This window comes from Streptomyces sp. LE64 (assembly GCF_052606915.1).
In genome coordinates this window covers 249756-275850 of the sequence record NZ_CP199708.1, presented here as the reverse complement: position 1 = coordinate 275850, position 26095 = coordinate 249756, and the positions used below count along the sequence as shown (strand labels likewise).

Below are 26095 nucleotides of genomic sequence, written 5' to 3'. Positions count from 1 at the left end.
GCGCCTCACCACCGACATGGGTGTCACCACGGATGGACGGCCCCCCGATCAGCGGGTGACACTGGTCGGGGAGAGGTCCGCGCCGCGGGTCCGGGGCCGTGGCGGGTGGATCGTCACGCGCACGCACGAGGAAGGATAGGGGGAGCGTGTCGCTGTTCTGGCGGATCTTCCTGCTCAACGCCGCCGTGCTGATGGTGGCCGCCGTGCTGCTGCTGGGCCCCGTGACGGTCTCCACCCCGGTCCGCCCGGGGGAGGCGCTCGCCGTGGTGATCGGCCTCGTGGTGATGCTCGTCGTCAGTGCGGTGGTCCTGAGGATCGGCCTCGCCCCGTTGGGCCGGCTCAGCCGGGCGATGGCCACCGCCGACCTGCTGCGCCCCGGGAACAGGCTCCCGGTGACCGGCCCCGCCGAGATGGCCGACCTGATCGGCACCTACCACACCATGCTGGACCGACTCGAACACGACCGGGCCAGCAGCACCGCCCGGGTGCTCTCCGCCCAGGAGGACGAGCGGCACCGCATCGCGCAGGAACTCCACGACGAGGTCGGCCAGACCCTCACCGTCGTGCTCCTGCAACTCAAGCGCGTCGCCGACCGGGCCCCCGCGGACCTGCGCGAGGAGGTCGCCCTCGCCCAGGAGGCCACCCGCGGCACCCTGGACGAGATCCGTCGGATCGCCCGACGGCTGCGCCCCGGAGTGCTGGACGAACTCGGCCTCGCCAGTGCCCTGCGCGCCCTCGGCGCCGAGTTCCCCGACCACGGAGTGGCCGTGCGCACCCGGGTCGCGGGCGCCCCCCGCACCGCACCCGCCCTCGACCACGACACCGAACTCGTGGTCTACCGGGTCGCGCAGGAGGCGCTCACCAACGCCGCCCGCCACGCCCGGGCCCGCGAGGTCACCCTGGAACTGCGCCGCGCCGGGGGCCGCACCGAACTGGTGGTCACCGACGACGGCCGCGGCATCGGCGACGCCGCCGAGGGGGCGGGCATCCGCGGCATGCGGGAACGCGCCCTGTTGATCGGGGCGGAGCTGACCGTGGGTCCCCGCACGGGGGCGCCGGGCACGGAAGTACGGCTGCACGTCCACGAACCGGCGGAGGAAACCGACCCATGACCCCATCCGAACCGCCGTCCGGTGCGGGCAAGCCCCCGGGGCGCGCTCCACGGAGTCCGGGCCGGGGCCCCGTCCAGCCGCCGCGCCCCGGGCGCCCGGCCGCCGGGCGGGCCGGACCGGTCCGCATCCTGCTGGCCGACGACCACGCCCTGGTCCGCCGGGGGGTGCGGCTCATCCTCGACGGCGAACCCGACCTCCTGGTGGTCGCCGAGGCGGGGGACGGGGCCGAGGCGGTCGCCGCGGCCCGCTCCACCCCGGTGGACCTGGCCATCCTCGACATCGGCATGCCCCGGATGACCGGACTGCAGGCGGCCCGCGAACTCACCCGGCGCCTACCGCACCTGCGCATCCTCTTCCTGACGATGTACGACAACGAGCAGTACTTCTTCGAGGCGCTGAAGGTCGGGGCCAGCGGGTACGTCCTCAAGTCGGTCGCAGACCGGGACCTGGTGGAAGCCTGTCGCGCCGCCATGCGGGACGAGCCCTTCGTGCATCCGGGAGCGGTGCCCGCGCTGGTGCGCGGCTACCTGGAGAGGGTCGAGCGGGGGGAGCGCCTGCCCGCCCGCACCATCACCGAGCGCGAGGAGGAGATCCTCAAGCTGGTCGCGGAGGGCCACACCTCCAAGGAGATCGCCGACCTGCTCGTCATCAGCGTGAAGACGGTGGAACGCCACCGGGCCAACCTGCTCCAGAAGCTGGGCCTCAAGGACCGCTTGGAACTCACCCGGTACGCCATCAGGGCCGGCCTCATCGACCCCTGAGCCGGCCCCGGGCGTTCCCGGGGCCGGCTCGGAGCCTCGTGCGCGTGGGTGCGCCACCGACCGGTCGGCGCGGTGGCCGGGCCGGTGGGTGGGCGTTCGGGTCACCCGCGGCGACCGGTGGTCACCTCCTGCCGCGGGTCTCGTCGGTCACCCTTGGCGTCCGCTGCGCATGGCCGTGCCCACGCAGGCCAAGCCCAGCAGGAAGGTCAGGGCGCCGACGATGACGTTGTTGAGGATGACGCCGGTGTCGGGGCTGCTGCCCACCACCCAGGGGGCGATGACCAGCCAGGCGCCCATGGCGCACATGGCCCAGCTCAGGCCGTACATCCTGGTCGGCATCGCGGTGAACCCGAGGGCCAGGGCCGCGATCGCGATGCCCACGATCAGGTTGTGGGTGGCCAGGGTGGGCTGGCCGCTCGCGAAGTGGACGGTCCACGGGGAGATGGCGCAGTACAGACCGAGCAGGAACACCGGTCCGTCCACGAACGCCACGTCGCGGTCGCCCAGCACGCGCTCGTACCGTGCCCGCATTTCGGAAGCGTCAGGGTGGGAGGTGATGTCCGCCCTGTGATGTGAGACGTCGGCCATGAGACTCGACTCCTTCGCTGCCACACGCCCGACCACGCCGTCGCGACCGCGCGTGCCGCTCATGTCGATATGTCCATAGTGCTCTCATTTTTTCTTTATGTGTAGGGCGTCGCGGGGTCATCTTCCGACGACCCCGTACCGACCCCCCACCAGGCGTGCGCCGGTCAGACGGGCGCGGAGGCCCGCAGCGCGAACAGGTGCGGAACGCGCGGCGCCCCCTCCGGCAGGCGCCACCAGCCGGACGGGGTGCGGACCATGCCGGGCCAGCGCGGCCAGGGCAACTCGTCGTGTTCGCGCAGCACCTCGACCCGCAGCCCGGCGTCGAGCACCGCCGTCACCACCTCGCCCACTCCGTGCCGCCACTCGAAGCTGTCCGTGGCGCCCGCCACCGCGGGCCCGTCCGTGTACGTGTACCGGGCGTCCCGGTGGATCGCCCCCCGCCCCGCCAGGTAGTCGTGCCTCAGCAGCAGGTCGGAGCCCTCGTCCTGGCCCGGGACGGGGCCGAGGGCGTTGAGCAGGGGATGGAACTCCACCAGGTAGAACGCCCCGCCCGGCCGGAGGAGGTCGGCCACCGTGCGCGCCCACCGGTCCAGGTCCGGCAGGTAGCACAGCGAGCCCTTGCCCGTGTACACGATGTCGAACCGCCGGCCGTCGAGGGCCCGCACGGCGTCGTACACGTTCGCCTGCACGTAGCGGACGTCGGCGCCGGCCCGCGCGGCGATGTCCCGTGCGGCGGCCACCGAGGCCCCCGAGAGGTCGAGGCCGACCGCCCGGGCCCCGCGTTGGGCGAACGCGAGGGTCTCGGAGCCGAGGTGGCACTGGAGGTGGACCAGGTCCCGGTCCCGGACCGGTCCGAGGTCCCCCCACTCGAAGGGGGCGAACCACCGGGCCGGGTCGAGTTCCTCGTCCAGCCCGTAGAACCGGCTGGCCAGGTGGACGGGGGTGCGCGCGTCCCAGTTCGCCCGGTTGGCGCTCATCATGCGCCGCGCTTCCTCGCCGAGTCCGTCCGCCACCCCGTCGCCCGGTTCCCGCTCCGGTCCGCCGTTCTTCTCGATCGCGTCGTCGGTCATCCCCCCATGGAACCGCACCCGCCCCGCCGTGGCGACAGGGGCACGACGCAGCCGGACGCGCGGAGTGTCGCGAACGGGCTTGTGGTGTCCGTGAGTTCGGAGGGGGAACCGCTTGACCGCTCTCCGCAGGGACGTCCAGGATGCCCCTACCCGTGCCCGGATCGGTGGGTACGGGCCGGCCGTTCGCCGGACAGAGCGCACTCCGGTCCCCACGAGAGGCGAAGAGACCGTGACCCCGACCCGTCCCCGCGCCGCCCTCGCCATGTCCCGGCAGGCCGCGAACGCCCTCCTCGAACCGGAGGCCCTGACCGCCCTCGCCGCCGTCTGCGACCTCCAGGCCCTGCCGGTCCTGGACGACTTCGCCACCGGTCACGCGCTGGCCGCCCTCGCCGACGTCGACCTCCTGGTGACCGGCCGGGGCTGCCCGCCCCTCGACCGGGCTGCCCTCGACGCGGCGCCCGCACTGCGGGCGGTGGTGCACACCGCCGGCTCCGTGCGCCACCACATCACCGACGCCTGCTGGGAGCGCGGCATCGAGGTCTCCTCGGCCGCCGCCGCCCATGCGCTGCCCGTCGCCGAGTACACCGTCGCGATGGTCCTGCTGTCCGGCAAGCGGGTCCTGGAACGGGCCCGTGCCTACCGGGGTCGCCGGGCCCGCGACGAGGGGTTCGGGACCGCGCGCACCGACGGCAACTACCGGCGCACCGCGGGCGTCCTGTCCGCCTCCGCGGTCGGGCGGCGGGTCCTCGAACTGCTGCGCCCCCACGACCTCGAACTGCTGCTGCACGATCCGTACGTCACGGATGCGGAGGCCCGTGCGCTCGGCGCCCGGCCGGTCGGCATCCGCGAACTCTTCGCCGACAGCGACGTGGTGAGCGTCCACACCCCGCTCCTGCCCGCGACGGAGGGGCTCGTCAACCGGGCGCTGCTCACTTCCATGCGGCAGGACGCGGTCCTGGTGAACACCGCCCGTGGCGGGGTGGTCGACCAGGGAGCCCTGACCGAACTGCTCCTCACCGACCGGATCCGTGCGGTCCTCGACGTCACGAACCCCGAGGTCCTGCCCGCCGACCATCCGCTGTGGGAGTGCGACAACGTCCTCCTCACCCCGCACCTGGCGGGCTCCCAGGGCAACGAGTGGCGGCGGCTGACCGAACTGGCCGTCGCGGAAGTGACCCGTTGGGCCGCGGGGAAGGGCTTCGCCCATCCCGTCCTGCGCGCCCGGCTCCCCTTCCTGGCCTGAGGGCTCAACCCGCGGTCGCGGCGGCAGCCCGGGCAGCCGCGGCTACCGACCCCCGGTGCACCGGGCCGTGCCCGGGCAGCAGGACGTCTGCGGCCAGCCCGGCGACGGAGTGGAGCGAGGCGAGGGCGGCGGCCCGTTCGTGGTCGAACATCGGGGGGAGCAGCCCGGGGCCCCGGTGCCGGCTCGTGGGATGGCCGGTGACCAGGGCGTCGCCGGAGATCACCACACCCGCGGCGGGGAGGTGGTAGACGCAGTGCCCGTCCGTGTGGCCGGGGGTGTGCACGGGGACCGGTCGACCCGGCAGGTCCAGTGCGCCCTCGGTCGGGAACGGGCACGGGGCGGCCACCGGCACCCGCCGTGTCCCACCGGACCGCAGCGCCCGCACCGCCCAGGGCAGGACGCCGGGGCGCCAGGCGTTGGCGAGCACCGTACCCACCCCGATCTGGTGCAGGAACTCGCGCCGGGCGTGCGGGGCCTCCCGGGGGTGCAGCAGGACCGGGGTGCCGAAGGTCCGGCTCAGGTACTCGGCGTTGCCGAGGTGGTCGTTGTGCGCATGGGTGAGGAGCACGGCCGCCACCTCGTGCGGAGAACGCCCCAACTCGGCCAGCGACCACAGCAGTCGGTCCCGGTCGCCGGGGTATCCGGTGTCCACCAGGGTGACCGCGTCCCCTTCGGTGACGACCACCCAGTTGGTGTCGCTGCCGTGCACCAGGTGCACCCCCGGTGCCGCCCGAACGATCGTGCCCGCGCGCATGCCGCCCCTTCCGCTCCGGGTCCGTTCCGCGGCCGGGTCCGACCGGGAACGCCCGCGGGCAGGCTACGGGTTCGGGCGTGGGGGAGGGGGGCGGCACGCGCCGCGGCGCCGCGCCCCGAAGGGCACGGCGCCGGGCGGAGCGGGCGACCGGGTCAGCGGACGTTGACGTCGATGCAGGCGTAGAAGGCGTTGGGGGTGTCGGCGATGTTCCACACCGCGAGCACCTTCTGCTTGCCGGTGGCACCGAGGTTGACGGAGTGGCTCACGGTGGCACCGGGGCGCGCCCCGCCGTCGTTGAACTCGGCGACCTTGCGCCCGCCGACGTAGTACTCCCAGGTGCTGGTGGCGTGACGGGCTGTCAGCTTCCACTGGAACTGGGTGGTGCGGTTGACCGGCGTCACCGTCCAGTTCTTGCCGTCGTTGTCCAGCTCGGAGAACTGGCCGTTGCCGCCGCTACAGCTCCGCAGCCCCTTGGGGCCCTCGACGCTCTGCGGCTCGTACTTGATGTTCCCGCAGCTGACCGATCCGGCGGCGCACTGCGCCTGGCGGCTCGGCGGGGACGAGACGTACCCGTGGGCGCCGGCCGTGGGGGCGGGCAGGCTGAGGGCGATGGCGGGGGCGAGCGCGGCGCCGACGATCGCGGCGGTCTTCTTCTTGACGTTCACGTTCTCTCCTTCACTTCAGGCCGTTCCTCCGTCCGGTCCGGGAAGTGGGGAACCCGGGCGGGGTGGAGGACGACCACTCGTGGGTGGGGCCAAGAGCGGCGGCGGTCCGTGCGGGGCGCGCACGGAGTGAGGGCCGCATGCATCCGGAAGGATTCGTTCTGGTGCTGTTCTTGGACCAGACCATACCCACGGCGGCGGAGGCGTCAAGGGGGTTGGCGTACGGCCGAGTTGGGGGCCGTGGTATGTCGTCCTTGTCGGGTGTTGGGAGCGTCTGGAGGCATGGCGGCCGAGGCGGCAAAACCGTAGGGAACGGGCCAATCGGCCCGGGGTGCCACCGCCGCCCGAACTGGTTCCACGGGCAACCGTTCACGGTATCCCCGCGGGAAGGGCACTCTTCCTCCCCGATTCCTCCGCAGGCTTTCGCCGCAGGACCGTCGACCGTCGGGGTGTCGGAGCACGGGGAGCGCACACGGGGAGCACATATGTCGCTCCGGTGTCACGGGGCGTAGCGCCCTTCCGCGGAGTGCTCCCGGCCAAGCGGCAAAACCCGTCCGCGCGCGAGGCGCAGCGGTGCGCGCCGGCGCGTTCGGCATGCCGTGGAGCGCACTTTCGGCGGACAGCGCACGCAGGTCTCGCGCGGGTGGGGCTCCCGCGCGACGTACGGCACCGGTGGGTGCCCGTCCGGCCGTCCGGGTGCGGGGAGGGGGTGGAGCCGGGTCAGCCGCTGCGCAACAGCAACTCCACTTCCTTCTCCTGGTCGCCGGAGACCGTGCCCTCCTGCTCCACCGTGAACGCCGCCGCCAACGCCGCCCGCAGCCGGTCCACGGCCAGGTAGCCGCCCTGGGCCTCGGCGGTCACCGCGTCCCGGAGGGCGGTCGCCGGGGGCGCGGTGCGGATGCGGGTGGTGTCGAAGGTCGCCGACCAGACGGACGGACGGCCGCCGGCGGCGTCCTGCGGGAGGTCGCTCGGTCCCCGGTCGCAGTCGAAGACGGACCGCAGGACGCCGAAGACCGTGCCCGCGTCGTCCTTCGAGCAGTCACTCAACTCCACCACGACCTCGGCCGCGGGGTGTGCCGTGCTGTTCACGATGGGTCATCCCCTCTCCCGTGTGCTCCGAGTGTCCGGGGCACGTGCCGGACCGGCCGCCGGAGCGGCCGCCCCTACCAGGCTGACCCCCGCCGCCCGCCTCGGCGAGCCGAGACCGAGCCGGCCCCGGGGCGGCAGCCCTGAGGAGCGGTGTCCAGGAGCGTCTACTGCGTCGCGCTGAGCGATCCCTACGGCGAGGAATCCTTCCGGGGTCGGCGGGGCACGTGCGAAGACGTGCACCCGCACGTACGGCGTGTCCTCTGCGTTGCGGGCCCGGCCCGGGGGAGCCAGGGTCGAAAGAGCACAGGAACCAACGAGCGCCGACGAGCAACCACACCGACGAACACCAGAGAACACCGCCGAGCGCCGAACGGCGCCGCGAGATCCCCGACGCACCGCCGATGCACCCTGGAGATGAGGCTCATGCCGGACGTCCGCACCCCGGCTTCCCCCGTACTCACCGACACCGAAGCAGCCGCACTGGACGCCCACTGGCGGGCCGCGAACTACCTGGCCGTCGGACAGATCTACCTGATCGCCAACCCCCTCCTCACCGAACCGCTCCGCCCCGAGCACATCAAGCCCCGGCTGTTGGGCCACTGGGGCACCTCGCCCGGGCTCAACCTCGTGCACACCCACCTCAACCGGGCGATCCGCGCCCGGAGCCTCGACGCCCTGTGCGTCTGGGGGCCGGGGCACGGCGGTCCGGCGGTCCTCGCCAACTCCTGGTTGGAGGGCAGCTATTCGGACACGTACCCCGACGTCACCCGGGACGCGGACGGGATGGAGCGGCTGTTCCGCCAGTTCTCCTTCCCCGGCGGGGTGCCGAGCCACGTCGCCCCCGACGTCCCCGGCTCGATCCACGAGGGCGGGGAACTCGGCTACTCCCTGGCCCACGCCTACGGCGCCGCCCTCGACAACCCGCGGCTGCTGGTCGCCTGCGTCATCGGGGACGGCGAGGCCGAGACCGGTCCGCTCGCCACCTCCTGGCACGCGAACAAGTTCCTCGACCCGGTGCGCGACGGGGCGGTCCTGCCCATCCTCCACCTCAACGGCTACAAGATCAGCAACCCTACGGTCCTCGCCCGGCTCCCCCAGGACGAGTTGGACGACCTGCTGCGCGGCTACGGGCACGAGCCGCTGCACGTCAGCGGCGACGACCCGCTGACCGTCCACCACGAGATGGCGGCCGTCCTCGACACCGCCCTGGACCGGATCGACACCTTCCAGCGGCAGGCCCGGGAGGGCCGCAGCCCCGAGCGCCCCCGCTGGCCGGTGATCGTGCTGCGCACCCCGAAGGGCTGGACCGGCCCGGCCGAGGTGGACGGGGTGCCGGTCGAGAACACCTGGCGCTCCCACCAGGTCCCGCTCGCCCAGGTCCGCGACGATCCGGCGCACCTGCGACAACTCGAAGCGTGGCTGAGGTCCTACCGGCCGGAGGAGCTCTTCGACCCGACCGGCCGCCCCACCGAACAGGTGCTGTCCTGCCTGCCCGAGGGCGCCCTGCGGCTGGGGTCCAACCCGCACGCCAACGGGGGGCTGCTCCTGCGTGACCTGCCGATCCCCCCGCTGGAGGACCACGCGGTACCCGTCGACAAGCGCGGCACCGCCCTGCGCGAACCGACCCGGGTGCTCGGCTCCCTGCTCGCGGCGGTGATGCGGGACACCGCCCGCCGCCGGGACTTCCGGGTCGTCGGCCCCGACGAGACCGCCTCCAACCGGCTCGACGCCCTCTACGAGGTCACCGCCAAGGCGTGGCAGGGCGAGTTCCTCGACACCGACCGGGACCTCGCCCGGGACGGCCGGGTGATGGAGGTGCTCTCCGAGCACCTGTGCCAGGGCTGGTTGGAGGGGTACCTGCTGACCGGACGGCACGGGGTGTTCTCCAGCTACGAGGCGTTCGCGCACATCGTGGACTCGATGGTCAACCAGCACATCAAGTGGCTGCGGGCCGCCCGCCGGCTGCCGTGGCGGCGACCCGTCGCCTCCCTGAACTACCTCCTGACCTCCCACGTGTGGCGCCAGGACCACAACGGCTTCTCCCACCAGGACCCCGGGTTCGTGGACCACGTGCTCAACAAGAGCCCCGAGGTCGTCCGGGTCTACCTGCCGCCGGACACCAACACCCTGCTGGTCACCGCCGACCACGTGCTGCGCAGCCGTGACCTGGTCAACGTGGTCGTGGCGGGCAAACAGCCCTCCTTCGACTGGCTCACCCTCGATGAGGCCCGTGCGCACTGCGCCCGCGGCGTCGGGGTGTGGGAATGGGCCGGGACCGAGGCCCCCGACCGGAGCGGGGGGCCGGACGTGGTGCTGGCCTGTGCCGGGGACGTGCCCACCCTGGAGGTGCTGGCCGCCGCCGACCTGCTCCGCCGCCACCTGCCCGAGCTCTCCGTCCGGGTGGTCAACGTGGTGGACATGGCGCGGCTGCTGCCGCACGGCGAACACCCGCACGGGATGACGGACTTCGAGTACGACGCCGTGTTCACCCCGGACAAGCCGGTGATCTTCGCCTACCACGGCTATCCCTGGCTGATCCACCGGCTTGCCTACCGCCGCACCGGCCACCCCCACCTGCACGTGCGCGGCTACAAGGAGGAGGGGACCACCACCACGCCCTTCGACATGGTGGTCCGCAACGACCTGGACCGGTACCGGTTGGTGATGGACGTGGTGGACCGGGTACCGGGGCTGGGCGTGCGGGCGGTGGCGCTGCGGCAGGCCATGGCCGACGTCCGGACCCGGCACCACGCGTGGATCCGGGTCCACGGCACCGACCTGCCCGAGGTCGCCGAGTGGACCTGGAGCGGATGACCGGCGGGGCGTGCGGGACGGGGCGCCCCGCACGCCGGTGCTGGGCCGGTCCTCAAGGCCGGACGGTGACCGGGGCCGGCACGGCGGGTTCGGGCTGCTCCCCGCGACCCCCGGGCCCCCCGGCCTCTTCGGGATGTTCGGGATGTTCGGCGGTGAGGAACTGAGTGGTGGCCAGCTCGGTGTAGAGCGGGTCCCGGCCCACCAGCTCCTGGTGGGTGCCCACCGCACTGACCCGTCCGGCGTCCATGACGACGATCCGGTCGGCCAGGGTGACCGTGGACAGCCGGTGCGCCACCACCAGGACCGTGGTCGTCCGGGCCACCTCCGCCACGGTGTCCCGCAACGCGGCCTCGTTGACCGCGTCGAGCTGACTGGTGGCCTCGTCCAACAGCAGCAGCCGGGGGCGGCGCAGCAGGGCCCGGGCGATCGCCACCCGTTGGCGCTCGCCGCCGGACAGCTTGGTGCCCCGGTGCCCGACCAGGGTGTCCAGCCCCTCGGGCAACCGCTCGACCAGGGGGGCCAGCCGGGTGGTCCGCACCACCCGCTGGAGTTCGTCCTCGTCGGCCGCCGGATTGCCCAGCAGGAGGTTGTCGCGCAGCGACCCGGAGAGCACCGGGGCGTCCTGCTCGACGTATCCGATGGCGGCGCGCAGCCGAGGCAGCTCCCAGTCGCCGATGGGGCGGCCGTCCACCTCGATCCGGCCGTCCGTGGGGTCGTAGAACCGCTCGATGAGGGAGAACACCGTCGTCTTGCCCGCTCCGGACGGTCCGACGAACGCGGTCATCCCCCGCGCCGGCACCCGGAACGTCACCCCGTGGTGGACGGGCGGCGCGTCGTCCGCGTACCGGAAGCGGACCTGGTCGAAGGCGAGGGACAACGGGGCCTCGTCGGGTCCGGGCAGCTCCGCCGGCGCGGCGACCGGCTCGGCCGGCAGCCGCTGCGCCTCCTGGATGCGCAGCACGGCCGCCGAGCCGGTCTGGTACTGCATCACCGCGCCCACCACCTGTTGGATCGGGCTCATCAGGTAGAACACGAACAGCAGGAACGCCACCAGGGTGCCCACCCCGATCGCCCCGGTGGCCACCCGGGCGCCGCCCACCGCGAGGACGGTCAGGAAGGCCACCTGGATGGCGAGCCCGGCGGTGTTGCCGGCGACGGCTTCCCACTTGGCCGCGCGCACGCTCTGCCGCCAGGAGTCCTCGGCGGCACGGTGCACCGCGGCCTCCTCGCGGGCCTCGGCGCCGGACGCCTTGACGGTGCGCAGCGACCCGAGGACGCGCTCCAGCGCCGCCCCCATCGCCCCCACCGACTCCTGGGCGCGCTTGGTCGCCTTGTTGATCCGCGGCACGATCACCCCGAGCACCGTGCCGGCGAGCACGATCACCCCGAGGGTGACCGCCAACAGGACCGGGTCCGTCCAGCCCATCATGGCCAGCGTCGCCACCAGGGTGAGCCCGCCGGTGCAGAACCCGACCAGGGCCTCGGTGGTGACCTCGCGCAGCAGCGTCGTGTCGGAGGTGACCCGGGCCATCAGATCGCCCGGTTCGCTGCGGTCCATCGCCGAGATCCGCAGCCGCAACAGGTAGGAGGTGAGGGCGCGGCGGGCGCCCAGGACCACCGATTCCGCGGTCCGGCGCAGCAGGTACCCGCCGAGCGCGCCGATCACCGCGTTCGCCACGACCAGCGCCGTCATCACGACGAGCGGACCGGCGATGGACTCGTCCCGGCCCAGGTTCTCGATGAGGGCCTTCGCCGCCAGCGGCAGCGCCAGCCCGGTCGCTCCGGTGACCAGGCCCAACAGGGCGCCGAGGAGCAGCGCCCGGCGGTGCGGCCGGGCGTGGTCCAGCAGGGTCCGCCAGGGGGCGGGGTCCGGCTTCTCCGGTCGCTGTGCGTCGTGCTGGGTGTCCACGGGTCGGGTCCCCCCGGTGTCGGGTCGCTGGTTCGTCGTTCCGCCGTCCCGGTCACTCGGCGGAACGGACGTCAGCCCGCCGCGAAGCCGACCGTGCCGTCCGGCAGCACGGCCTCCACCCGGGCACCGTGCTCCACCGTGCGGCTCACGGTGCAGTACTTCTCGTGGGTCAGGCGGACGCCGCGCGCGAAGACGTCGAAGGCCCGGTCGTCCCCCTCGGGCAGGGCCATCTCGTACGTTACGCGCACGGCCCCCACCCGGCCGTCATCCTCAGGGAGGGACCTCGACTCCACCGTGATGCGTAGGTCCGGGTGCGGCACGGCCCGTGCGGTGCGGTCGACGACGAGGCCGCCGCAGCCGCCGAGCGCGGCCAGCAGCAGTTCCACCGGGGTGAACGAGGGCTGCACGGACGGGTCGTCGGCGGCGCCGATCCGGACTTCGGCACCGCGGTCGTTGCGGGCGGTCCAGTCCCGGTGGTCGTTGCGGACGGTCTCGATGCGGTAGTCGGCCATGGGTCTCCTCGTCGAACGGGGCCTTCTCCAGCAGGGAACCGCGTCCGGTCCCGCCCGGCCACGGGAGGGGACGCGAACGGCCGCCGCGGTGCGTGCTCCCGGGGGCGATCGCTGGGCCGAACCGGGGGGTGGCGGGGTGATCGCGCTTAGCCCCCGGCCCGGCGGGAGATAGGGGCTGACGTGGTCCCGGACCCCGCGTCCACCGAAGGACCGTCGACGGAGTCGAAGGAGTGGACGGCCGTGTTCCGTACCCGCACCGCGGTCGTGACGACCACCGCCCTGCTGTCCGTGGCGGCCCCGGGCGCCCTGGTGGCCTCGGCCGTCGAGGGGGGCGGGGCGAGCGCCGCGATGACCCCGTCCGTGGTGGCGCCCGGCGGGTCCTTCACCCTGATCGTGGACTGTTCGGCGGTGGCGGCGCCCGCACCCCGGGTGACGGACGGGCAGGGGCTGGCCGCGCCCCTGGTGCTCGCTCCGGCGGGGGCCGGGCGCTACCAGGCCACCGGGCGGTTGGCGAGCGGGCTGACCGGGGCGGTGGCCGTCGTGGTCGAGGGCGACTGCGGGAGCCCGGCCAGTCGGTGGATCGGCAGTGTCCTGGTGGCGGGCCCCACCACCCCTCCGCCGGTCCGGACCCCCCTCCCGGCGACCTCGGTCCCGGCGCCGCCGGACCGGACCCCCGGCGCCACGACGAGCCCACCGACCGGCGCCGCCCCCTCCGCCGGCGGGGTCCGCGGCGGGCTCGGGGGCGCCCTCGACGGCCGGCCGACGCGTACCGAGGCGGTCCTCGGCGCGGGCCTGCTCGCGGTGGGGGCGCTGGGCGCCGGAGTGGCGCTGGCCCGGCGCGCCCGGGCCGGCGGCCGGCGGCACTGAGTGCCGGGACGCTCAGCGGCTGCCCCGGCGTCGCACCGCGCAGTACCCCGCGGCGAGCACCGAGCCCGCGACGAGGGCGGCGCCGAGCGCCCACTGCACCGGTTCGAGCGGCCCGGGCCCGCCGCCCGCCCCCGCCCTGACGCCCTGGAGCCCCTCGCCCCGGTGCTCCGGCGGGGGCGCGTCCCCGGGATCACCCACCGGAGGCCGGGGGTGTTCCGGCTCCCGCGGTGCGGAGCCGTCCCGCTCGCCGATGGTGACCCGGACGACCTTCGCGCGGCCGTCGCAGGTGAAGGTGACTTCGTGCTCGGCCCGCGGCTCGGCCTCCGCGGAGACCTGGACCGGTGCGGAGCGCCCCTCGGGGAGTTCCGTCGGGTCGAAGACCCCCGAGTCCACGGTGACCGTGGGCACCCGGCAGCCGCGGGAGCTGAGGGTCAGCGTGCCGCCCGGCGGGACGTGGGTCGGGGTGACCCCGACCTCCCAGGCGGCGGGGGGCTGTTCCGCCGCGGGGGCCACGTCGTCGACCAGCGCCTCGTCCAGGGGCGGCACCTCGTCCTCCGCCCCGGCCGGGGGCGCCGCGCCCAGGGCGAAGGCCAGTGCCACGGCCAGGGTTCCGGGTCCCCGTACGATCGCCCGCATCTCACCACTCCCGTCCTGCGGGTCGCCCGGTGCCGGGCGACCCCGCTCCACCTCGGACGCTAGGAGCCGCCCCCGCCGGGCGCCGCCCGGCGGGGGCCATCCGGGGAGCGCAGGGTGCCCGGGGGGTCACCCTGCGCACCGTCGGGGGAGGGGCCGGCAACGGGAGGCGGGGAAGAGGACTGGGCCCACCCCGTAGAGGGTATTTGGGTGATATGACAGCAAACATGGTGTTTCTTGCGGCGCCCGACGGGGCTCTGGTGGCCATTCCGCTCCTGGTCGGGGCGGTCATCGTCGGTGCCCTGATCTGGATCGTCTGGATAGGCATCGGCGTCCGCAGCAGAGAACCGGACCCCCCGACCCGGGACCAGCAACCGCACCTGCCCGAGGGCGGCGCCGTGCACGAGGTCAGCGAGCGCCGCGAACCGGACGCGCTGCCGTACGACAAGCACGGCGGCCTCAACCCCTACCAGCTCCACGGCCACCTCCCCAACAAACGCAGCGAGGACCAGCGCCGCAGGCGCTGGACCCCGGGCCACAGTGGCTCCTTCGGCGGAGGCGGCGGCGGAGCCCACTGACCCCGGGCCGGGGCGATCAGCGTCCCCGTGCCCTGCGCCGTCGGCTCTGGCCGCCGGTGCCGCGCCCCGGCCCCGTGGCCGGGGCCTCGGCACGCCAGTGCGCGGGCGCCCCGAAGCCCTCGGGCACCACGGTCGCCGTGTCCCCCCGCGCCGCGTCCAACTGGGGCTGGGTCAGGAACAGGCACCCGGTCAGATCGGCCCCGCCGAGGTCCGCATCCCGGAAGTCCGCACCGAGCACGTCCGCCCCGCGCAGATCCGCCCCGGAGAGGTCCGCCGCGACCAGCAGCGCCCCGCGCAGGCTCGCCCCCCGTAGGTCCGCGCCCCGCAACCGGGCCCCCAGCAGATCCGCCCCGCGCAGATCGCGCCCCCGCCGCCCGGCGCGCACGGCGTCACTGGCCCGCGACAGCAGCACGCCCACCTCCGCGCGCAGCGGCGACACGTCGAAGCCGAGGAGGACGTCCGCCCCGGCCGCGGTGAGCGCCACGACCCGCTCCTCGACGGCACGCAGTTCCCCGTGCACCGGGTGCGCACCCTCCAGGGCCAGTGCGTCCCGCACGTGCCGCAGCAACTCGTGGACCTGGCGCAACACGGGGAAGACCGCGAACATCGGCCCGGCCAGGGCCGGCTCGCGACGCCAGTCACGACCGCCGAAGGTCACCTGCGACACCTGTTGTCCGGCGCCGAAGCAGTCGAAGACCGTGCAGCCGGTGAAACCGCGCTGCCGCAACGAGCCGTGGATGCCGCAGCGGAACCCGGCGTCCAGGTTCCCGCACGGCTTCCCGGCCGGCTTGTCGACCGCGAAGTCCGCGGACCTGGCGAAGGGCAGCGCCACACAACACAGTCCGAAGCACCGCGAGCAGTCCGCCCGCACCTCGGGACCCGTGACCTGACTCTGCTCCAACGACGCCACGCGCTTCTCCTGACGGCTCAGGGGGCCGTCCGAGGGGGCGGACCGCCGCCCGGACCCGGGCGCACCCCTCCAGTACGCCGCTCATTCTCCCCTCACCCGATCGGACGGCCGACCGGACGCCCCCGGCCGAAGGGCACCATCCGGAGCGTCGCCGGGCGCCGCCCTGCACGACCCGCCGAATGCTGGCAGGCTGGAGAGCACCGACGAGCCCGAGGGACGGTGACGGACCCGCGATGGACGAGGAAACCCCGGCGGACGACGCCGTACAGCCCCTGACCACGGACACCGTCTTCGGCGCTCCCTGCTGGGTCAGCCTGCTCGCCCACGACCTGGACGCGGCCCAGGGCTTCTACGGCCGCGTCCTCGGCTGGACGTTCCGCAAGGGGCGGCTGGGGGAGGGGTTCAGCGTCGCCCTCAGCGACGGCATGCCGGTGGCGGGCATCGGGGCGCACGCCTCGACGGCCCGGATGGCCGTCACCTGGACGCCCTACTTCGCGGTGGGCGACGCCGACGTCACCGCCGCCCGCATCCGGGAGCGCAGCGGCACGGTCGCGGTGGGCCCGCTCTCGCTGGCCGGCGGGCGGGGCGCCCTCGCCGCGGACCGGGACGGGGCCGTGTTCGGGATCTGGGCGGGCCGCCTCTTCGCGGGGTGGGACGTCTGGCACAAGGACGCCCCCGCCTGGGTCAGGCTGCGCACCCGCAACGCCTTCGACGCCGCCATCTTCTACGGCGAGGTCCTCGAATGGGCCTGTGACCGGCCGGGCTGCTGCGACGTCGGGTACGAGGAGGACGAGGTGGTCCTCCGCAGCGGGGGGCACGTCGTGGCCCGACTCAGCTCGGGCGGCGTCGGCGTCCGACCCCGCTGGCAGGTCTACTTCCCGGTGCCCGACGTGGAGGCCCGGGTCCGTGCCGCCCTCGACCACGGGGGGCAGGAGACCGCCCGCCAGGACACCCCGTACGGCCCCGAGGTGACCGTCCGCGACCCCGACGGAGGGCTGTTCACCCTCACCAGCGACGTCCCCCGCAGATGAACCGGCGCCGCGTCGGCCAAGGGCGGTGACCGGGTGGACGGCGGCTGGTGGTACCGGGACATCGTCGAGCCGGGCAAGCTCCCGCTGCTGCTCGCCCTGGTGTCGTTCGTGGTCACCTTCGCCCTCACCCGTCTGGTGACCCGCATGATCCGCGCCGGGAAGGGACCGTTCCGCAACGTCACGCCCGGCGGACTCCACGTGCACCACGTGGTGCCCGGGATCATCCTGATGGTGGTGGGCGGCTTCGCCCTGCTCGCCGGGAGCGGTCGCGGCGTCGGCACCGGCATCGCCGCCGTCCTGTTCGGCGCGGGCACCGGCCTGGTCCTGGACGAGTTCGCGCTGGTGCTCTACCTGAGCGACGTGTACTGGACCACGGAGGGGACCAAGAGCGTCGAGGTCGTCGTGGTCACCGTGGCGCTGGCCTCGCTGCTGCTGCTCGGCTTCTCCCCGTTCGGCGTCGACGGCCTCAGCGGCGAGGAGGTCCAGAACCGGGCGACGGCGGTCCTCAGCGTCCTCGGGAACCTGCTGCTGTCGCTCCTCGCCCTGGTGAAGGGCAAGGGGAGGATCGCGGTGATCGGCGTCCTGGTGCCCTTCCTCGCCCTGGTCGGCGCCGTCCGGTTGGCCCGTCCCGACTCCTGGTGGGCCCGGCGCCTCTACCGCCGTCGGCCCCGGGCCCGGGCCCGCGCCCGGACCAGGGCCTACCGCCACGACCGCCGCTGGAGCGGGCTGCGGCGCAGGGTCACCTACGCCATCGGCGGCCGACCGACTTCCGTCCCCCCGCCTCCGCCCTGACCTGCCGCGCCCGGCACCGGACGGCCCGCCACCGGCACCTCCTCGCCCGGCGGCACCGGCCCGGGCGGGGTCCCGTCCCCGAACGGCCGGCCGCCCAGCCGCTCCCGCCCGTGCGGGGCGAGCCAGCCGGACAGCTCGGGGCCGATCGGGACGATCCCGGTCGGGTTCACCCCGGTGTGCACCTGGTAGTAGTGCCGCTTGACGTGGTCGAAGTCCACGGTGTCCCCGAACCCGGGGGTCTGGTACAGGTCCCGGGCGTACGCCCACAACACCGGGTTCTCGGCGATCTTCCACAGGTTGCACTTGAAGTGCCCGTGGTACACGGGATCGAAGCGGACCAGGGTGGTGAACAGCCGGACGTCCGCTTCGGTGAGGGTGTCCCCGACCAGGTACCGCTGGTCGGACAGGCGCTCGGTCAGCGCGTCCAAGCGTTGGAACAGCGCCCGGCAGGCGGTCTCGTAGGTCGCCTGGTCGCTGGCGAACCCGGATCGGTACACCCCGTTGTTGACGTCCCGGTAGACGTCCTCCATCACCGCGTCGATCTCGCCGCGCAGGGCCTCGGGGTACAGGTCCGGCGCGCCCTCGCGGTGCAACTCCGTCCACTCGGTGGCGAAGTCGAGGGTGATCTGCTGGAAGTCGTTGGTGACGAGCTGCCCGCTGGGCACGTCCACGACGGCGGGCACGCTCACCCCGCCCGGATACTCCTTCTCCCGGGCGTCGTACGCCTCGCTGAGGTACCGGATGCCGAGCACCGGGTCCCGGCCCTCGGGGTCCAGGGTGAACCGCCAGCTCCGGTCGTCCTGGATCGGGTCCGTGATCGCCAGGGAGAGCGCCGCCTCCAGCCCCAGCAGCCGGCGGGAGATCATCGTGCGGTTCGCCCACGGACAGGCCCTGCTCACCACCAGTCGGTAGCGTCCCGCCTCCACCGGCCAGCCGTCCCGGCCGTCCGCGGTGATGCGGTCCGTGAAGTGACTGCGCGAACGCTTGAACGGCTTCTTGCCGTACGAGGCGTTCCCGGTGGCGTCGCCGTTGCCGTTGGTCCGGCTCATCGCCTGGTTCCCCTTCTGTTCTCGGTGCGTCGCCGACGATCCGGTGCCGTACGGCCCGGTCGCGCCGGTCAGGTGCGTGCGTCCGTCCGGGACGGGGTGCGCCGGGTGCCGGCCCAAGCCGTCAACTCGTCCGCGGTCCATGTGTTGATGATGCGCTCCGCCGGCACCCCGCACTCCTCGGCACGGGCACAGCCGTAGGGCTGCCAGTCGAGTTGCCCCGGGGCGTGCGCGTCGGTGTCGATCGAGAAGAGCGTGCCCGCAGCCACCGCCCGGCGCAGCAGCCGCCGCGGCGGGTCGAGGCGCTCGGGCCGGCAGTTGATCTCGACGGCGGTGCCGGTCTCCGCACACGCGGCGAACACCTCGTCCGCGTCGAACGCGGACTCCGGCCGACCGGGATCGCCCAGCAGCCGGCCCGTGCAGTGGCCGAGCACGTCCGACCGCGGATCGCGCACCGCTGTCACCATCCGCCGGGTCATCGCCCCGGCGTCCATCCGCAGTTTGGAGTGCACCGACACCACCACCAGGTCCAGTTCGTCCAGCAGTTCGGACTCCTGGTCGAGGGAGCCGTCGTCCAGGATGTCGCACTCGATGCCGCTGAGCAGTCGGAACGGGGACCAGGAGGTGGCGAGCGCGGCCAGTTCGGCACGCTGGTCCCGCAGCCGTTCGGCCGACAGGCCCCGGGCCACGGTCAACCGCGGCGAGTGATCGGTGAGCACCGCCCAGTCGTGGCCGAGCGCAGCCGCGGTCGCGGCCATCTCCCGGATCGGGCTCCCGCCGTCCGACCAGTCGGAGTGCAGATGGCAGTCGCCGCGCAACCGCCGGCGCAACGCGGTGCCCCCCTCGACGAGCGGCCCGCCGGACTCCTCCGTCACCCGCGCCAGGTAGGCGGGCACCCGCCCCCGGTACGCCTCCTCCACCACCTGCGCGGTCTTCGGCCCGATGCCCTTCACCTTGGCCAGGGAGCCGGCGGACACCCTCCGGGCCACCTCGTCCGCCGGGAGCCCCGCCACCACCGAGGCGGCGGTGCGGAACGCCTTGGCCCGGTAGGTCGGCGCGAGCGAGCGCTCCAGCAGGAAGGCGATGCGCTCCAGCGCCGCCACCGGGGACAACGGACCCGCCGGCGGCTCGTCCGACTCCACGGTCACCACCTCGCCTCGCGCCGGGCCCGGGTCCGTCCCCCCGCCCGTCCGCACTCCAGCTTCACCCACCCGCGGCCGGGACGCACGGCGGCGCCCGACCCTCACAGCCCCGGGGCTCCCCACAGCGCGAACCACCGGGAAAGGTCGGTCTCGATGCGCAGGTCGTCCGCCAGCGCCGCCCTGACCTGGAGCTCCATGGCGTTGTCCCGCCGCTCGCCGGACAGCGGCGCGAACGGGTAGAAGGTGCCCCGTTTGAAGAGGTACACCAGTGCCAGGGACCGCCCGCCGGGCTCCCGGAAGCCGACGAGCGAGCACAGCAGCTGGGGGCCGAAGCCGCCGTCCTGGAGGGTCGAGTTCACCGCGTGCAGATCGCCCACCAGGTCCGGCAGTTCCTCGGGCGACCGGCGGGAGACCAGCCACGAGTAGCCGAAGGAGTCCCGCTCGGACTCCACCGGCGGCCCGGTGCGCCCGGCGTCGGCCCCCAGCACCTGCCGCACCTCGTCCGTGATCCGGGCGAACTCCGCGCCCTCGACGCTGGAGAAGCAGACCGACCCCACTCCGGTGGGCGAGAACCCGACGGCGGCGGTCAGGGTGAGCGCCGCGGCGGGCACCGCGAACAGGTTGTCCAGGTCGGGCGGCACCGGCCGGGTCCGTCCGAACAGCACGTCGAGGAAGCCCACGGCCGTCAACCCCCCTGGTCCGGCGTCGGCCCGAGCCGTGCGGCGATGTCCGCCAACTGGTCGAGCCGGCGCTCCAGCGGCGGGTGCGTGGACAACAGCACCGCCAGCGCCCCGCCGTCCTTGCCGCTGATCGCCGGGGTGAAGTAGAACGCGTTGAACGCCTGGGCGGTGCGCAGGTCGGAGGTGGGGATGCGGGCGATGTCGCCGCTGAGCTTGGTGAGGGCGGAGGCCAGGGCCGAGGGCCGCCCGGTGAGCAGCGCGGCGGCCCGGTCGGCGGCCAGCTCCCGGTACCGGGACAGGGCCCTGATCAACAGGAAGCTGAGGGTGTAGACGGCGGCCGACACCCCCACCACGGCGAGCACCACCACGAAGGTGTTCTGGTCGCGCCGGCCGCCCAGCACCCCCGAGTAGAAGGCGAAGCGCACGGCGAGTCCGGCGAGCACCCCGAGGAACGAGGCGACCGTGATGACCGCGACGTCCCGGTGCGCGACGTGCGACAGCTCGTGCGCCAGCACGCCCTCCAACTCGTCCGGCTCCAAGCGCCGTACCAGCCCGCGCGTCACGCAGACCACCGCGTGATCGGCGTTGCGTCCGGTCGCGAACGCGTTCGGCAGGTCCAGGTCGGAGACCGCGACCTGCGGCTTCGGCATGTCGGCCACGGCACACAGCCGGTCCACCACCCCGTGCAACCGCGGCTCCTCCTCGGGCGTCACGATCCGACCGCGCAGCGCGTACAGGGCGATCCGGTCCGAGAACCAGTACTGGGCGCCGAGCGCTGCCGCAGCGATCACCACGACCAGGACCCACGACTTCAGCAGGGCGATCAGCACGCCCACGAAGACCACGTACAACAGACCGAGCAGGAACAGCGTCAACGCCATGCGCGCGGTCAGCTGCCGATCAGGTGCGAAGCGGCTCCGCATGGGCCACCTCCCCGTATCCTCCGGGTTTCGCCCGACCGTCGGCCGGGCTACCTCCATCGTCCGTCATCGTGCGGCGGGAGGACAGCGCCGCCGGGCACCGGTCCACTAGTCCGCCCGCTCCCGGACCACGTCCCGCGGGTCCTTGTCCTCGCGCAGTGCGGTGAACCGGGGGTGGCGCAGCCGGCCGGCCCGGGTCCACTGGGCGAACTCCACCCGTGCCACCAGGGTCGGCTCCACCCACCGGGCCCGTGGTTCGGCGACCGCTCCGGTGAACGGCGAGCGCGTCCTGCGCAACGCGTCCAGCCGGGCGCGCAGCGTGACCAGCAGGTGGGCGGGGAAGCCGGTGCCCACCTTCCCCGCGTACCGCAGCTCGGGCCCGGTGTAGGTGCCCAGCAGCAGTGCGCCGAACCCGGACCGGCCGCCCTCGGGTTCGGTGAACCCGCCGATCACGAACTCCTGCCCCTGCGAGCAGGTGAGCTTCAGCCAGTCCGTGGACCTGCGCGGCTGGTAGCGGCTGTCGGCCCGCTTGGCGATCAGCCCCTCCCAGCCGCGTGCGCACGCGGCTGCCAGCAGCTCGGCGCCGCCCTCGTTGCGGTGCGGGGTGAAGCGCAACGGGGCCCGGTAGGCGAGCGCCCGGCGCAGCAGGGACTTGCGGGTGCGCAGCGGCAGCCGGCGGGTGTCCGCACCGGCGAGCCGCAACAGGTCGAAGACGCAGTAGGCGACCGTGACGCCGCTCGCCGCGACCTCCGCGCTCCGGGTGAGGCCCATCCGCTGCTGGAGCAGCGCGAAGTCGGTGCGGCCGTCCCGGAACGCCACGATCTCCCCGTCGAGCGTGAAGTCGGGACGGTCCTGCGCGGTGAGGGCCGCCGCCACCTCCGGATAGGTGGCGTCGATCCGGCGTCCGCTGCGGGACCACAGCGCGACCCCGTCCGCCTCCCTGACGGCCAGCGCGCGGACGCCGTCCAACTTGCGTTCGAAGAGCCAGCGGGGGGAGAACTCGCGGCGCTCGCTCAGGGTGGCCAGCATCGGCCGCGCGGCCAGTTCCCGACCCGGAGGGGCCACGGCCAACAACCGGACCTGTGCGGGCGGCAGCGCGGCGAGCAGTTCGCTTCCATCGGCCATGCGGCGACTCCCACGGGGTTCCGGGGCGGTGGCGGCCCCGGGCCGCGGACCCGGCACCCGGGGCCGCGGCCCGCGCGGACCGTTCCGTCTCCAGCATCACGCGCGGCCCGGGCTTCCGCACGGCGCACGGACTCAGCGGGTGCGGGCCTCCACGAGGTGCATGCCCGGCGCGGCGGCCAAGGGCACGGTCCGCAGATGGCGGTATCCGGCCTCGTCCAACAGCGCGGCGTACTCGGCCCCGCTGCGTTCACGGCCCCCGAGGCCGAACAGCATCACCAGGTCCAGCGCGGTGGCGAGGTCGGTGGTGGGGCGTTCGGGCAGCACGGCTTCCACGATCAGCAGACGCCCCTTCCCCTCCTTCTGCGCCGCACGGCAGTTGCGCAGGATCGCCAGTGAACGCTCGTCGTCCCAGTCGTGCAGGATCCAGGAGAGCAGCAGCGTGTCCGCCGCGGGCACGGCGGTGAAGAAGTCCCCCGGGACCACCTCCGTGCGGTCCGCGAGCCCGGCCGCCGCGAGGGCTTCACGGGCCGGGTCCGCCATGTGCGGCAGGTCGAAGACGGTGGCGCTCGCCCCGGGCGTACGGGTGAGGATCTCGGTGACCAGGGTGCCGAGCCCGCCGCCGACGTCCACGAGGTGCCCCGCGTCACCGAAGTCGTGGGCGGTGGCCACCGCGCGGGCGGTGCGGCGGGTGAAGGAGGCCATGGCGGTGTGGAAGACCTCGTTGTCCTCCGGATGCGCTGCCATGTGCCCGAAGTAGGTGTTCTGGAACCGTTCCTCGAAGGCGGGACGCCCGGTCCTCAGGCTCACCATCGGGTCGTCGAACATCCGGAACGTCACCCGGTACATCAACCGGAACCAGGGGCGCAGGGTGTCCGGGTGGTCGGACTCCAGCAGGGCGCTGGTGGCGGTGGGCAGGTAGCGGCCCCGGCCGTCGAGGCCGAGGGCGCCCACCGCCACCAGGGGACGCAGCACCCGCAGCAGGGGCTGCGGCAGGGTGTCGGTGGCCCGGGCGAGTTCGTCGAGGCCCACGGGTCCCGCGGCGACGAGGTCCGGTATGCCGAGTTCGGCCGCGGTCTGCAACGCCCGGTCCGTGACGAACCCCCAGGACTCCTGGATCAGTCGGTCGACGGGGGTGCCGGACGGGGACGGGATGGTGGTCACGTGCGCTCCGGGGATCTGAGGAGGGTGCACCGCCTCGGGCGGGTGGCCCCGACGGCGCGACCGCGACGGAGGGTCCCGTTCGCGGTTCCGGGTGATCATGGCCGATCCGGCGGTGCCGTGCCAGCCCCGGGAGCCCGCCCGCGGGGGCTCGTTCAGGTGCCCCGCAGGGTGGGCCGGGCCTGACGCAGGAACGCCGTGTTGGAGGCCGTTCCCCGCATCCGGTCCAGCAGGGTGCCGAGCGCACTGCGCCCGTCCCGCCCGGCGAAGGCGCGACGCAGTTGGTGAAGGACCGTCAGTTCTGTTGCGGGAACGAGGAGTTCCTCGCGACGGGTGCCCGAGGTGGTGATGTCCACGGCGGGGAAGAGCCGCTTGTCGGCGAGCTCGCGACTGAGCCGCAGCTCCATGTTCCCGGTGCTCTTCAACTCCTCGAAGTAGTACTCGTCCGCTCGGGACCCGGTGCCGACGAGCACGGTGGCGAGGAGCGTGAGGGAGCCGCCCTCCTCCGCGCAACGCGCCGCCCCGAAGAGGCGCTTGGGCCCGATCAGGGCGGACGCGTCGACTCCGCCGCTCAGGGTGCGGCCGCCGGCCGCCGCGGCGTTGTTGTGCGCCCGGCACAGCCGGGTCAGCGAGTCGAGGAGGAGGACGACGTCCCGCCCCTGTTCGACCAGCCGCTTGGCCCGTTCCACGGCGAGTTCGGCCAGCGCGATGTGGTCAGCCGCGGGGCGGTCGAAGGTGGACGCGTACACCTCGCCCCGTACGCTGCGGCGGAGGTCGGTGACCTCCTCCGGTCGTTCGTCGACGAGCACCACCATGAGGACGCTGTCCGGGTGGTTGCGGGTCACGGCGGCGGCGAACTGCTGGAGCAGCACGGTCTTCCCGCACTTCGGCGGGGCGACCAACAGCCCTCGTTGGCCCTTGCCGATCGGGGCGACCAGATCGGTGACCCGCAGGGTCAGCGGCCCGCCCGGGTGCTCCATCCGCAGCCGTTCGTGGGGGTGCAGGGGGGTCAGGTCGGCGAAGTGCGGTCGTTCCAGCAGGGTGCTGACGGGCTGTCCGTTCACCAGCTCCACCCGGGTCACCGTCCGCCGTCGACCGCGTTGCGGGTCGGCGGTGAGCACTGCCGCCACGGTGTCCCCGGTGCGGAGTCCGTGCCGCCGCACCTGCACGGCGGGGACCTGCGGGTCTTCGGACGCGGGCAGGAGACCGGGGCCGCGCAGGAACCCGTGCCCCTGGGGCGAGAGCTGGAGGACGCCGGTCACCGTCGATTCCGTCCGTCCCTCGGGGACGGTGACGGGGTGTTCGAGCGTGAGGGTCATGCGAGGGGGTCCTTTCGCGGAGGGCTGCGCCCGAGCGGACGGGCGCGAGGGAGGAACGGGGGGAGGGGGCCCGGCGGGGGACGCGGCGGGAACGCCAGCGGTCCATCGGGGCCCGGTGACCACGACCGCACGCACGGCCGCCCGGCGGGGCACGGCGTGACGTCGATCGACGGGAGAGAAAGGTGGTGCGCGACGAACGGAGGAGAAACCCCGAGGAGGGGGAGAGGAGAGGCACCGGCACCGGATTCGGTGTACACACGTGCCACGTTGACGTTAGCACGCCGCGAGGAAATCGTCAGGGGGCGTGCAACGGGAATTCAGCGGGAAACGGAGCGCGTCCCTGCCGGGGGAGTGCGCCCCTCGCGGGCGCACCCGCTCGGGTGGCGGATTCCGGAACCGTGCGTTACCCCGGGAGGACGGGCCGCGTTTGACCGGCCGCCGGACGGTGACCGGACCGGGGCCCGCCCCGGGCGCCGTCACGGCGTCCTGACGAGAGGTGACCCCTTGCGAACGAACCCCCCGGCCCACGGCCCTGCCGCCCCGTGCTCCCCCGAGTCCGGGCGCTCCGTCCCGTCCCGGGGCGCACCGCGCCGACGGGGCGGGCGCCTGCTGGTCCTGGCCCTCGTGACCGGACTGCTCACCACGGGGGCCCTCACCGGCGGTGCGGCCGCTGCGGGCGCCCCCTCCGCCGCCACGCCGTGGCGGGTGCCCCGGCTCACCGTGATGCCGCTGGGCGACTCCATCACCCAAGGGGTCGGCAGCACCACGGGCGACGGCTACCGGGCCGCCCTGCGGGACGCCCTCGACGACCACGCCACCGACGTCGACTTCGTCGGCTCCCTCCGGCACGGCACCCACGCCGATGCCGACCACGAGGGCCACTCCGGCTACCGGATCGACCAGGTCGCGGCGGGCATCGGGCCCTGGCTGGCGGCGTCCCGACCCAACGTCATCACCCTGCACCTCGGGTCCAACGACATCAACCGCGACCACCAGGTCGACGGGGCGCCCGCGCGCCTGGCCGCACTGCTCGACCGGATCACCGCGGCGACCCCCGACACCACGGTGCTCCTCGCCCCGCTCGTGCCCAACAGCAAGCCGGGGGTGCAGCCCCGGGTCGACGCCTTCAACCGGGCCCTGCCCGCCCTGGTGGCCGAGCGACGCCAACGGGGAGCCAAGATCAGACTGGTCGACTTCGGTGCCATCGGCGCCACCGACCTGGTCGACGGACTGCACCCGAACGACAGCGGCTACCGGAAGATGGCGCACGCGTTCCGGGCCGGCCTCGCCCGCGCCGCCCGCGCCGGACTGATCAGCGAGCAGGTGACCGTCGACCCGTCGGCACCGGTCACCACCGCCGGCGCGCCCGCAGGGTGACCC

At 74.0% G+C, this 26095-nt stretch carries 25 protein-coding genes; 9 read left to right on the top strand and 16 right to left on the bottom strand.

What is annotated here, in order from left to right; genetic code table 11:
* The first annotated feature begins 146 nt into the window (after positions 1-146).
* Positions 147-1112, top strand: a complete 966-nt coding sequence (locus ACSMX9_RS01085) for a HAMP domain-containing sensor histidine kinase (protein ID WP_445399160.1) — start codon at positions 147-149, stop codon at positions 1110-1112.
* Positions 1109-1873, top strand: coding sequence for a response regulator (locus ACSMX9_RS01080; RefSeq protein WP_445399158.1), 765 nt, complete (start codon positions 1109-1111; stop codon positions 1871-1873). Before ACSMX9_RS01085 ends, ACSMX9_RS01080 begins: the two co-directional genes overlap by 4 nt.
* A gap of 147 nt (positions 1874-2020) precedes the next feature.
* On the opposite strand, the gene ACSMX9_RS01075 is transcribed toward ACSMX9_RS01080, so the two are convergent.
* Complete coding sequence (locus tag ACSMX9_RS01075; RefSeq protein ID WP_366117470.1) at positions 2021-2461, bottom strand: SPW repeat protein; 441 nt, start codon at positions 2459-2461, stop codon at positions 2021-2023.
* A gap of 164 nt (positions 2462-2625) precedes the next feature.
* The gene (locus ACSMX9_RS01070) at positions 2626-3441 is read right to left on the bottom strand and encodes a class I SAM-dependent methyltransferase (protein WP_445402859.1); all 816 of its coding nucleotides are present in this window, start codon (positions 3439-3441) and stop codon (positions 2626-2628) included.
* 352 nt (positions 3442-3793) lie between these two features.
* Here ACSMX9_RS01070 and ACSMX9_RS01065 point away from each other — a divergent pair, with 352 nt between their 5' ends.
* A complete protein-coding gene (locus ACSMX9_RS01065; RefSeq protein WP_445402858.1) occupies positions 3794-4774 on the top strand; it encodes a hydroxyacid dehydrogenase in 981 nt (326 codons plus the stop codon).
* A 4-nt stretch (positions 4775-4778) separates the two neighbouring features.
* Here the strand turns inward: ACSMX9_RS01065 and ACSMX9_RS01060 are convergent, their stop codons facing one another.
* The 3 genes from ACSMX9_RS01060 to ACSMX9_RS01050 all read right to left on the bottom strand — a co-directional run bounded on the left by ACSMX9_RS01060 (position 4779) and on the right by ACSMX9_RS01050 (position 7279).
* Positions 4779-5528, bottom strand: a complete 750-nt coding sequence (locus ACSMX9_RS01060) for an MBL fold metallo-hydrolase (RefSeq protein ID WP_445399156.1) — start codon at positions 5526-5528, stop codon at positions 4779-4781.
* 152 nt (positions 5529-5680) lie between these two features.
* On the bottom strand, positions 5681-6193 hold the full coding sequence (locus ACSMX9_RS01055) for a lytic polysaccharide monooxygenase auxiliary activity family 9 protein (RefSeq protein WP_351248339.1): 513 nt from the start codon (positions 6191-6193) through the stop codon (positions 5681-5683).
* A gap of 717 nt (positions 6194-6910) precedes the next feature.
* Positions 6911-7279, bottom strand: coding sequence for a hypothetical protein (locus ACSMX9_RS01050; protein WP_445399154.1), 369 nt, complete (start codon positions 7277-7279; stop codon positions 6911-6913).
* A gap of 423 nt (positions 7280-7702) precedes the next feature.
* On the opposite strand from ACSMX9_RS01050, the gene ACSMX9_RS01045 reads away from it, so the two are divergent.
* Positions 7703-10093 carry a phosphoketolase family protein gene (locus tag ACSMX9_RS01045; RefSeq protein ID WP_445402857.1) on the top strand — a complete coding sequence of 797 codons (2391 nt, stop codon included), beginning with the start codon at positions 7703-7705 and terminating at the stop codon, positions 10091-10093.
* A 52-nt stretch (positions 10094-10145) separates the two neighbouring features.
* Here ACSMX9_RS01045 and ACSMX9_RS01040 read toward each other — a convergent pair whose 3' ends face one another.
* Both ACSMX9_RS01040 and ACSMX9_RS01035 read right to left on the bottom strand, forming a co-directional pair.
* Positions 10146-12002: an ABC transporter ATP-binding protein gene (locus tag ACSMX9_RS01040; protein ID WP_445399152.1), complete on the bottom strand. Its 1857-nt coding sequence runs from the start codon at positions 12000-12002 to the stop codon at positions 10146-10148.
* A gap of 71 nt (positions 12003-12073) precedes the next feature.
* The gene (locus tag ACSMX9_RS01035) at positions 12074-12514 is read right to left on the bottom strand and encodes an OsmC family protein (RefSeq protein WP_445399150.1); all 441 of its coding nucleotides are present in this window, start codon (positions 12512-12514) and stop codon (positions 12074-12076) included.
* 240 nt (positions 12515-12754) lie between these two features.
* Between ACSMX9_RS01035 and ACSMX9_RS01030 the strand changes: the two genes are divergently transcribed.
* A complete protein-coding gene (locus ACSMX9_RS01030; RefSeq protein ID WP_445399148.1) occupies positions 12755-13381 on the top strand; it encodes a hypothetical protein in 627 nt (208 codons plus the stop codon).
* Positions 13382-13393: 12 nt separating this feature from the next.
* Here the strand turns inward: ACSMX9_RS01030 and ACSMX9_RS01025 are convergent, their stop codons facing one another.
* Positions 13394-14017, bottom strand: coding sequence for a hypothetical protein (locus ACSMX9_RS01025; protein WP_445399147.1), 624 nt, complete (start codon positions 14015-14017; stop codon positions 13394-13396).
* Positions 14018-14241: 224 nt separating this feature from the next.
* Between ACSMX9_RS01025 and ACSMX9_RS01020 the strand changes: the two genes are divergently transcribed.
* Complete coding sequence (locus tag ACSMX9_RS01020; RefSeq protein WP_445399146.1) at positions 14242-14592, top strand: DUF6479 family protein; 351 nt, start codon at positions 14242-14244, stop codon at positions 14590-14592.
* Positions 14593-14608: 16 nt separating this feature from the next.
* Here the strand turns inward: ACSMX9_RS01020 and ACSMX9_RS01015 are convergent, their stop codons facing one another.
* Positions 14609-15502, bottom strand: coding sequence for a pentapeptide repeat-containing protein (locus ACSMX9_RS01015; protein WP_445399144.1), 894 nt, complete (start codon positions 15500-15502; stop codon positions 14609-14611).
* A 233-nt stretch (positions 15503-15735) separates the two neighbouring features.
* Here ACSMX9_RS01015 and ACSMX9_RS01010 point away from each other — a divergent pair, with 233 nt between their 5' ends.
* Positions 15736-16533, top strand: coding sequence for a VOC family protein (locus ACSMX9_RS01010; RefSeq protein ID WP_445399142.1), 798 nt, complete (start codon positions 15736-15738; stop codon positions 16531-16533).
* Positions 16534-16566: 33 nt separating this feature from the next.
* A complete protein-coding gene (locus tag ACSMX9_RS01005; protein WP_445399140.1) occupies positions 16567-17325 on the top strand; it encodes a hypothetical protein in 759 nt (252 codons plus the stop codon).
* On the opposite strand, the gene ACSMX9_RS01000 is transcribed toward ACSMX9_RS01005, so the two are convergent.
* The 7 genes from ACSMX9_RS01000 to rho form a co-directional block, all read right to left on the bottom strand.
* Positions 17277-18374 (bottom strand): glutathione S-transferase family protein, encoded by a 1098-nt coding sequence (locus ACSMX9_RS01000; RefSeq protein WP_351248361.1) that lies wholly within the window; start codon positions 18372-18374, stop codon positions 17277-17279. The two genes, ACSMX9_RS01005 and ACSMX9_RS01000, sit on opposite strands and share 49 nt — an antisense overlap.
* Before the next feature lie 68 nt (positions 18375-18442).
* Positions 18443-19483, bottom strand: coding sequence for a PHP domain-containing protein (locus tag ACSMX9_RS00995; RefSeq protein WP_445402856.1), 1041 nt, complete (start codon positions 19481-19483; stop codon positions 18443-18445).
* 131 nt (positions 19484-19614) lie between these two features.
* The gene (gene pspAB / locus ACSMX9_RS00990) at positions 19615-20193 is read right to left on the bottom strand and encodes a PspA-associated protein PspAB (RefSeq protein ID WP_445402855.1); all 579 of its coding nucleotides are present in this window, start codon (positions 20191-20193) and stop codon (positions 19615-19617) included.
* A 5-nt stretch (positions 20194-20198) separates the two neighbouring features.
* Positions 20199-21116 carry a zinc metalloprotease HtpX gene (gene htpX, locus ACSMX9_RS00985; protein ID WP_445399138.1) on the bottom strand — a complete coding sequence of 306 codons (918 nt, stop codon included), beginning with the start codon at positions 21114-21116 and terminating at the stop codon, positions 20199-20201.
* Positions 21117-21221: 105 nt separating this feature from the next.
* Positions 21222-22238 carry a non-homologous end-joining DNA ligase gene (gene ligD / locus ACSMX9_RS00980; protein ID WP_445399136.1) on the bottom strand — a complete coding sequence of 339 codons (1017 nt, stop codon included), beginning with the start codon at positions 22236-22238 and terminating at the stop codon, positions 21222-21224.
* A gap of 132 nt (positions 22239-22370) precedes the next feature.
* Positions 22371-23399 (bottom strand): methyltransferase, encoded by a 1029-nt coding sequence (locus tag ACSMX9_RS00975; protein ID WP_445399134.1) that lies wholly within the window; start codon positions 23397-23399, stop codon positions 22371-22373.
* A 152-nt stretch (positions 23400-23551) separates the two neighbouring features.
* The gene (gene rho, locus ACSMX9_RS00970) at positions 23552-24715 is read right to left on the bottom strand and encodes a transcription termination factor Rho (protein ID WP_445399132.1); all 1164 of its coding nucleotides are present in this window, start codon (positions 24713-24715) and stop codon (positions 23552-23554) included.
* Positions 24716-25219: 504 nt separating this feature from the next.
* Between rho and ACSMX9_RS00965 the strand changes: the two genes are divergently transcribed.
* Entirely contained in the window at positions 25220-26092 is an 873-nt protein-coding gene (locus ACSMX9_RS00965; RefSeq protein ID WP_445399130.1) for an SGNH/GDSL hydrolase family protein, read from the top strand.
* Positions 26093-26095: the final 3 nt, after the last annotated feature.

Bases quoted from the DNA above. Each gene is read 5' to 3' on its own strand.
- ACSMX9_RS01075 (WP_366117470.1), bottom strand. From the start codon at position 2,461: ATGGCCGACGTCTCACATCACAGGGCGGACATCACCTCCCACCCTGAC.
- ACSMX9_RS01060 (WP_445399156.1), bottom strand. From the start codon at position 5,528: ATGCGCGCGGGCACGATCGTTCGGGCGGCACCGGGGGTGCACCTGGTG.
- ACSMX9_RS01010 (WP_445399142.1), top strand. From the start codon at position 15,736: ATGGACGAGGAAACCCCGGCGGACGACGCCGTACAGCCCCTGACCACG.
- ACSMX9_RS01065 (WP_445402858.1), top strand. From the start codon at position 3,794: ATGTCCCGGCAGGCCGCGAACGCCCTCCTCGAACCGGAGGCCCTGACC.
- ACSMX9_RS01000 (WP_351248361.1), bottom strand. From the start codon at position 18,374: ATGAGCCGGACCAACGGCAACGGCGACGCCACCGGGAACGCCTCGTAC.
- htpX (WP_445399138.1), bottom strand. From the start codon at position 21,116: ATGCGGAGCCGCTTCGCACCTGATCGGCAGCTGACCGCGCGCATGGCG.
- ACSMX9_RS01080 (WP_445399158.1), top strand. From the start codon at position 1,109: ATGACCCCATCCGAACCGCCGTCCGGTGCGGGCAAGCCCCCGGGGCGC.
- ACSMX9_RS01020 (WP_445399146.1), top strand. From the start codon at position 14,242: ATGGTGTTTCTTGCGGCGCCCGACGGGGCTCTGGTGGCCATTCCGCTC.
- ACSMX9_RS01025 (WP_445399147.1), bottom strand. From the start codon at position 14,017: ATGCGGGCGATCGTACGGGGACCCGGAACCCTGGCCGTGGCACTGGCC.
- rho (WP_445399132.1), bottom strand. From the start codon at position 24,715: ATGACCCTCACGCTCGAACACCCCGTCACCGTCCCCGAGGGACGGACG.
- ACSMX9_RS01045 (WP_445402857.1), top strand. From the start codon at position 7,703: ATGCCGGACGTCCGCACCCCGGCTTCCCCCGTACTCACCGACACCGAA.
- ACSMX9_RS01035 (WP_445399150.1), bottom strand. From the start codon at position 12,514: ATGGCCGACTACCGCATCGAGACCGTCCGCAACGACCACCGGGACTGG.
- ACSMX9_RS01070 (WP_445402859.1), bottom strand. From the start codon at position 3,441: ATGATGAGCGCCAACCGGGCGAACTGGGACGCGCGCACCCCCGTCCAC.
- ligD (WP_445399136.1), bottom strand. From the start codon at position 22,238: ATGGCCGATGGAAGCGAACTGCTCGCCGCGCTGCCGCCCGCACAGGTC.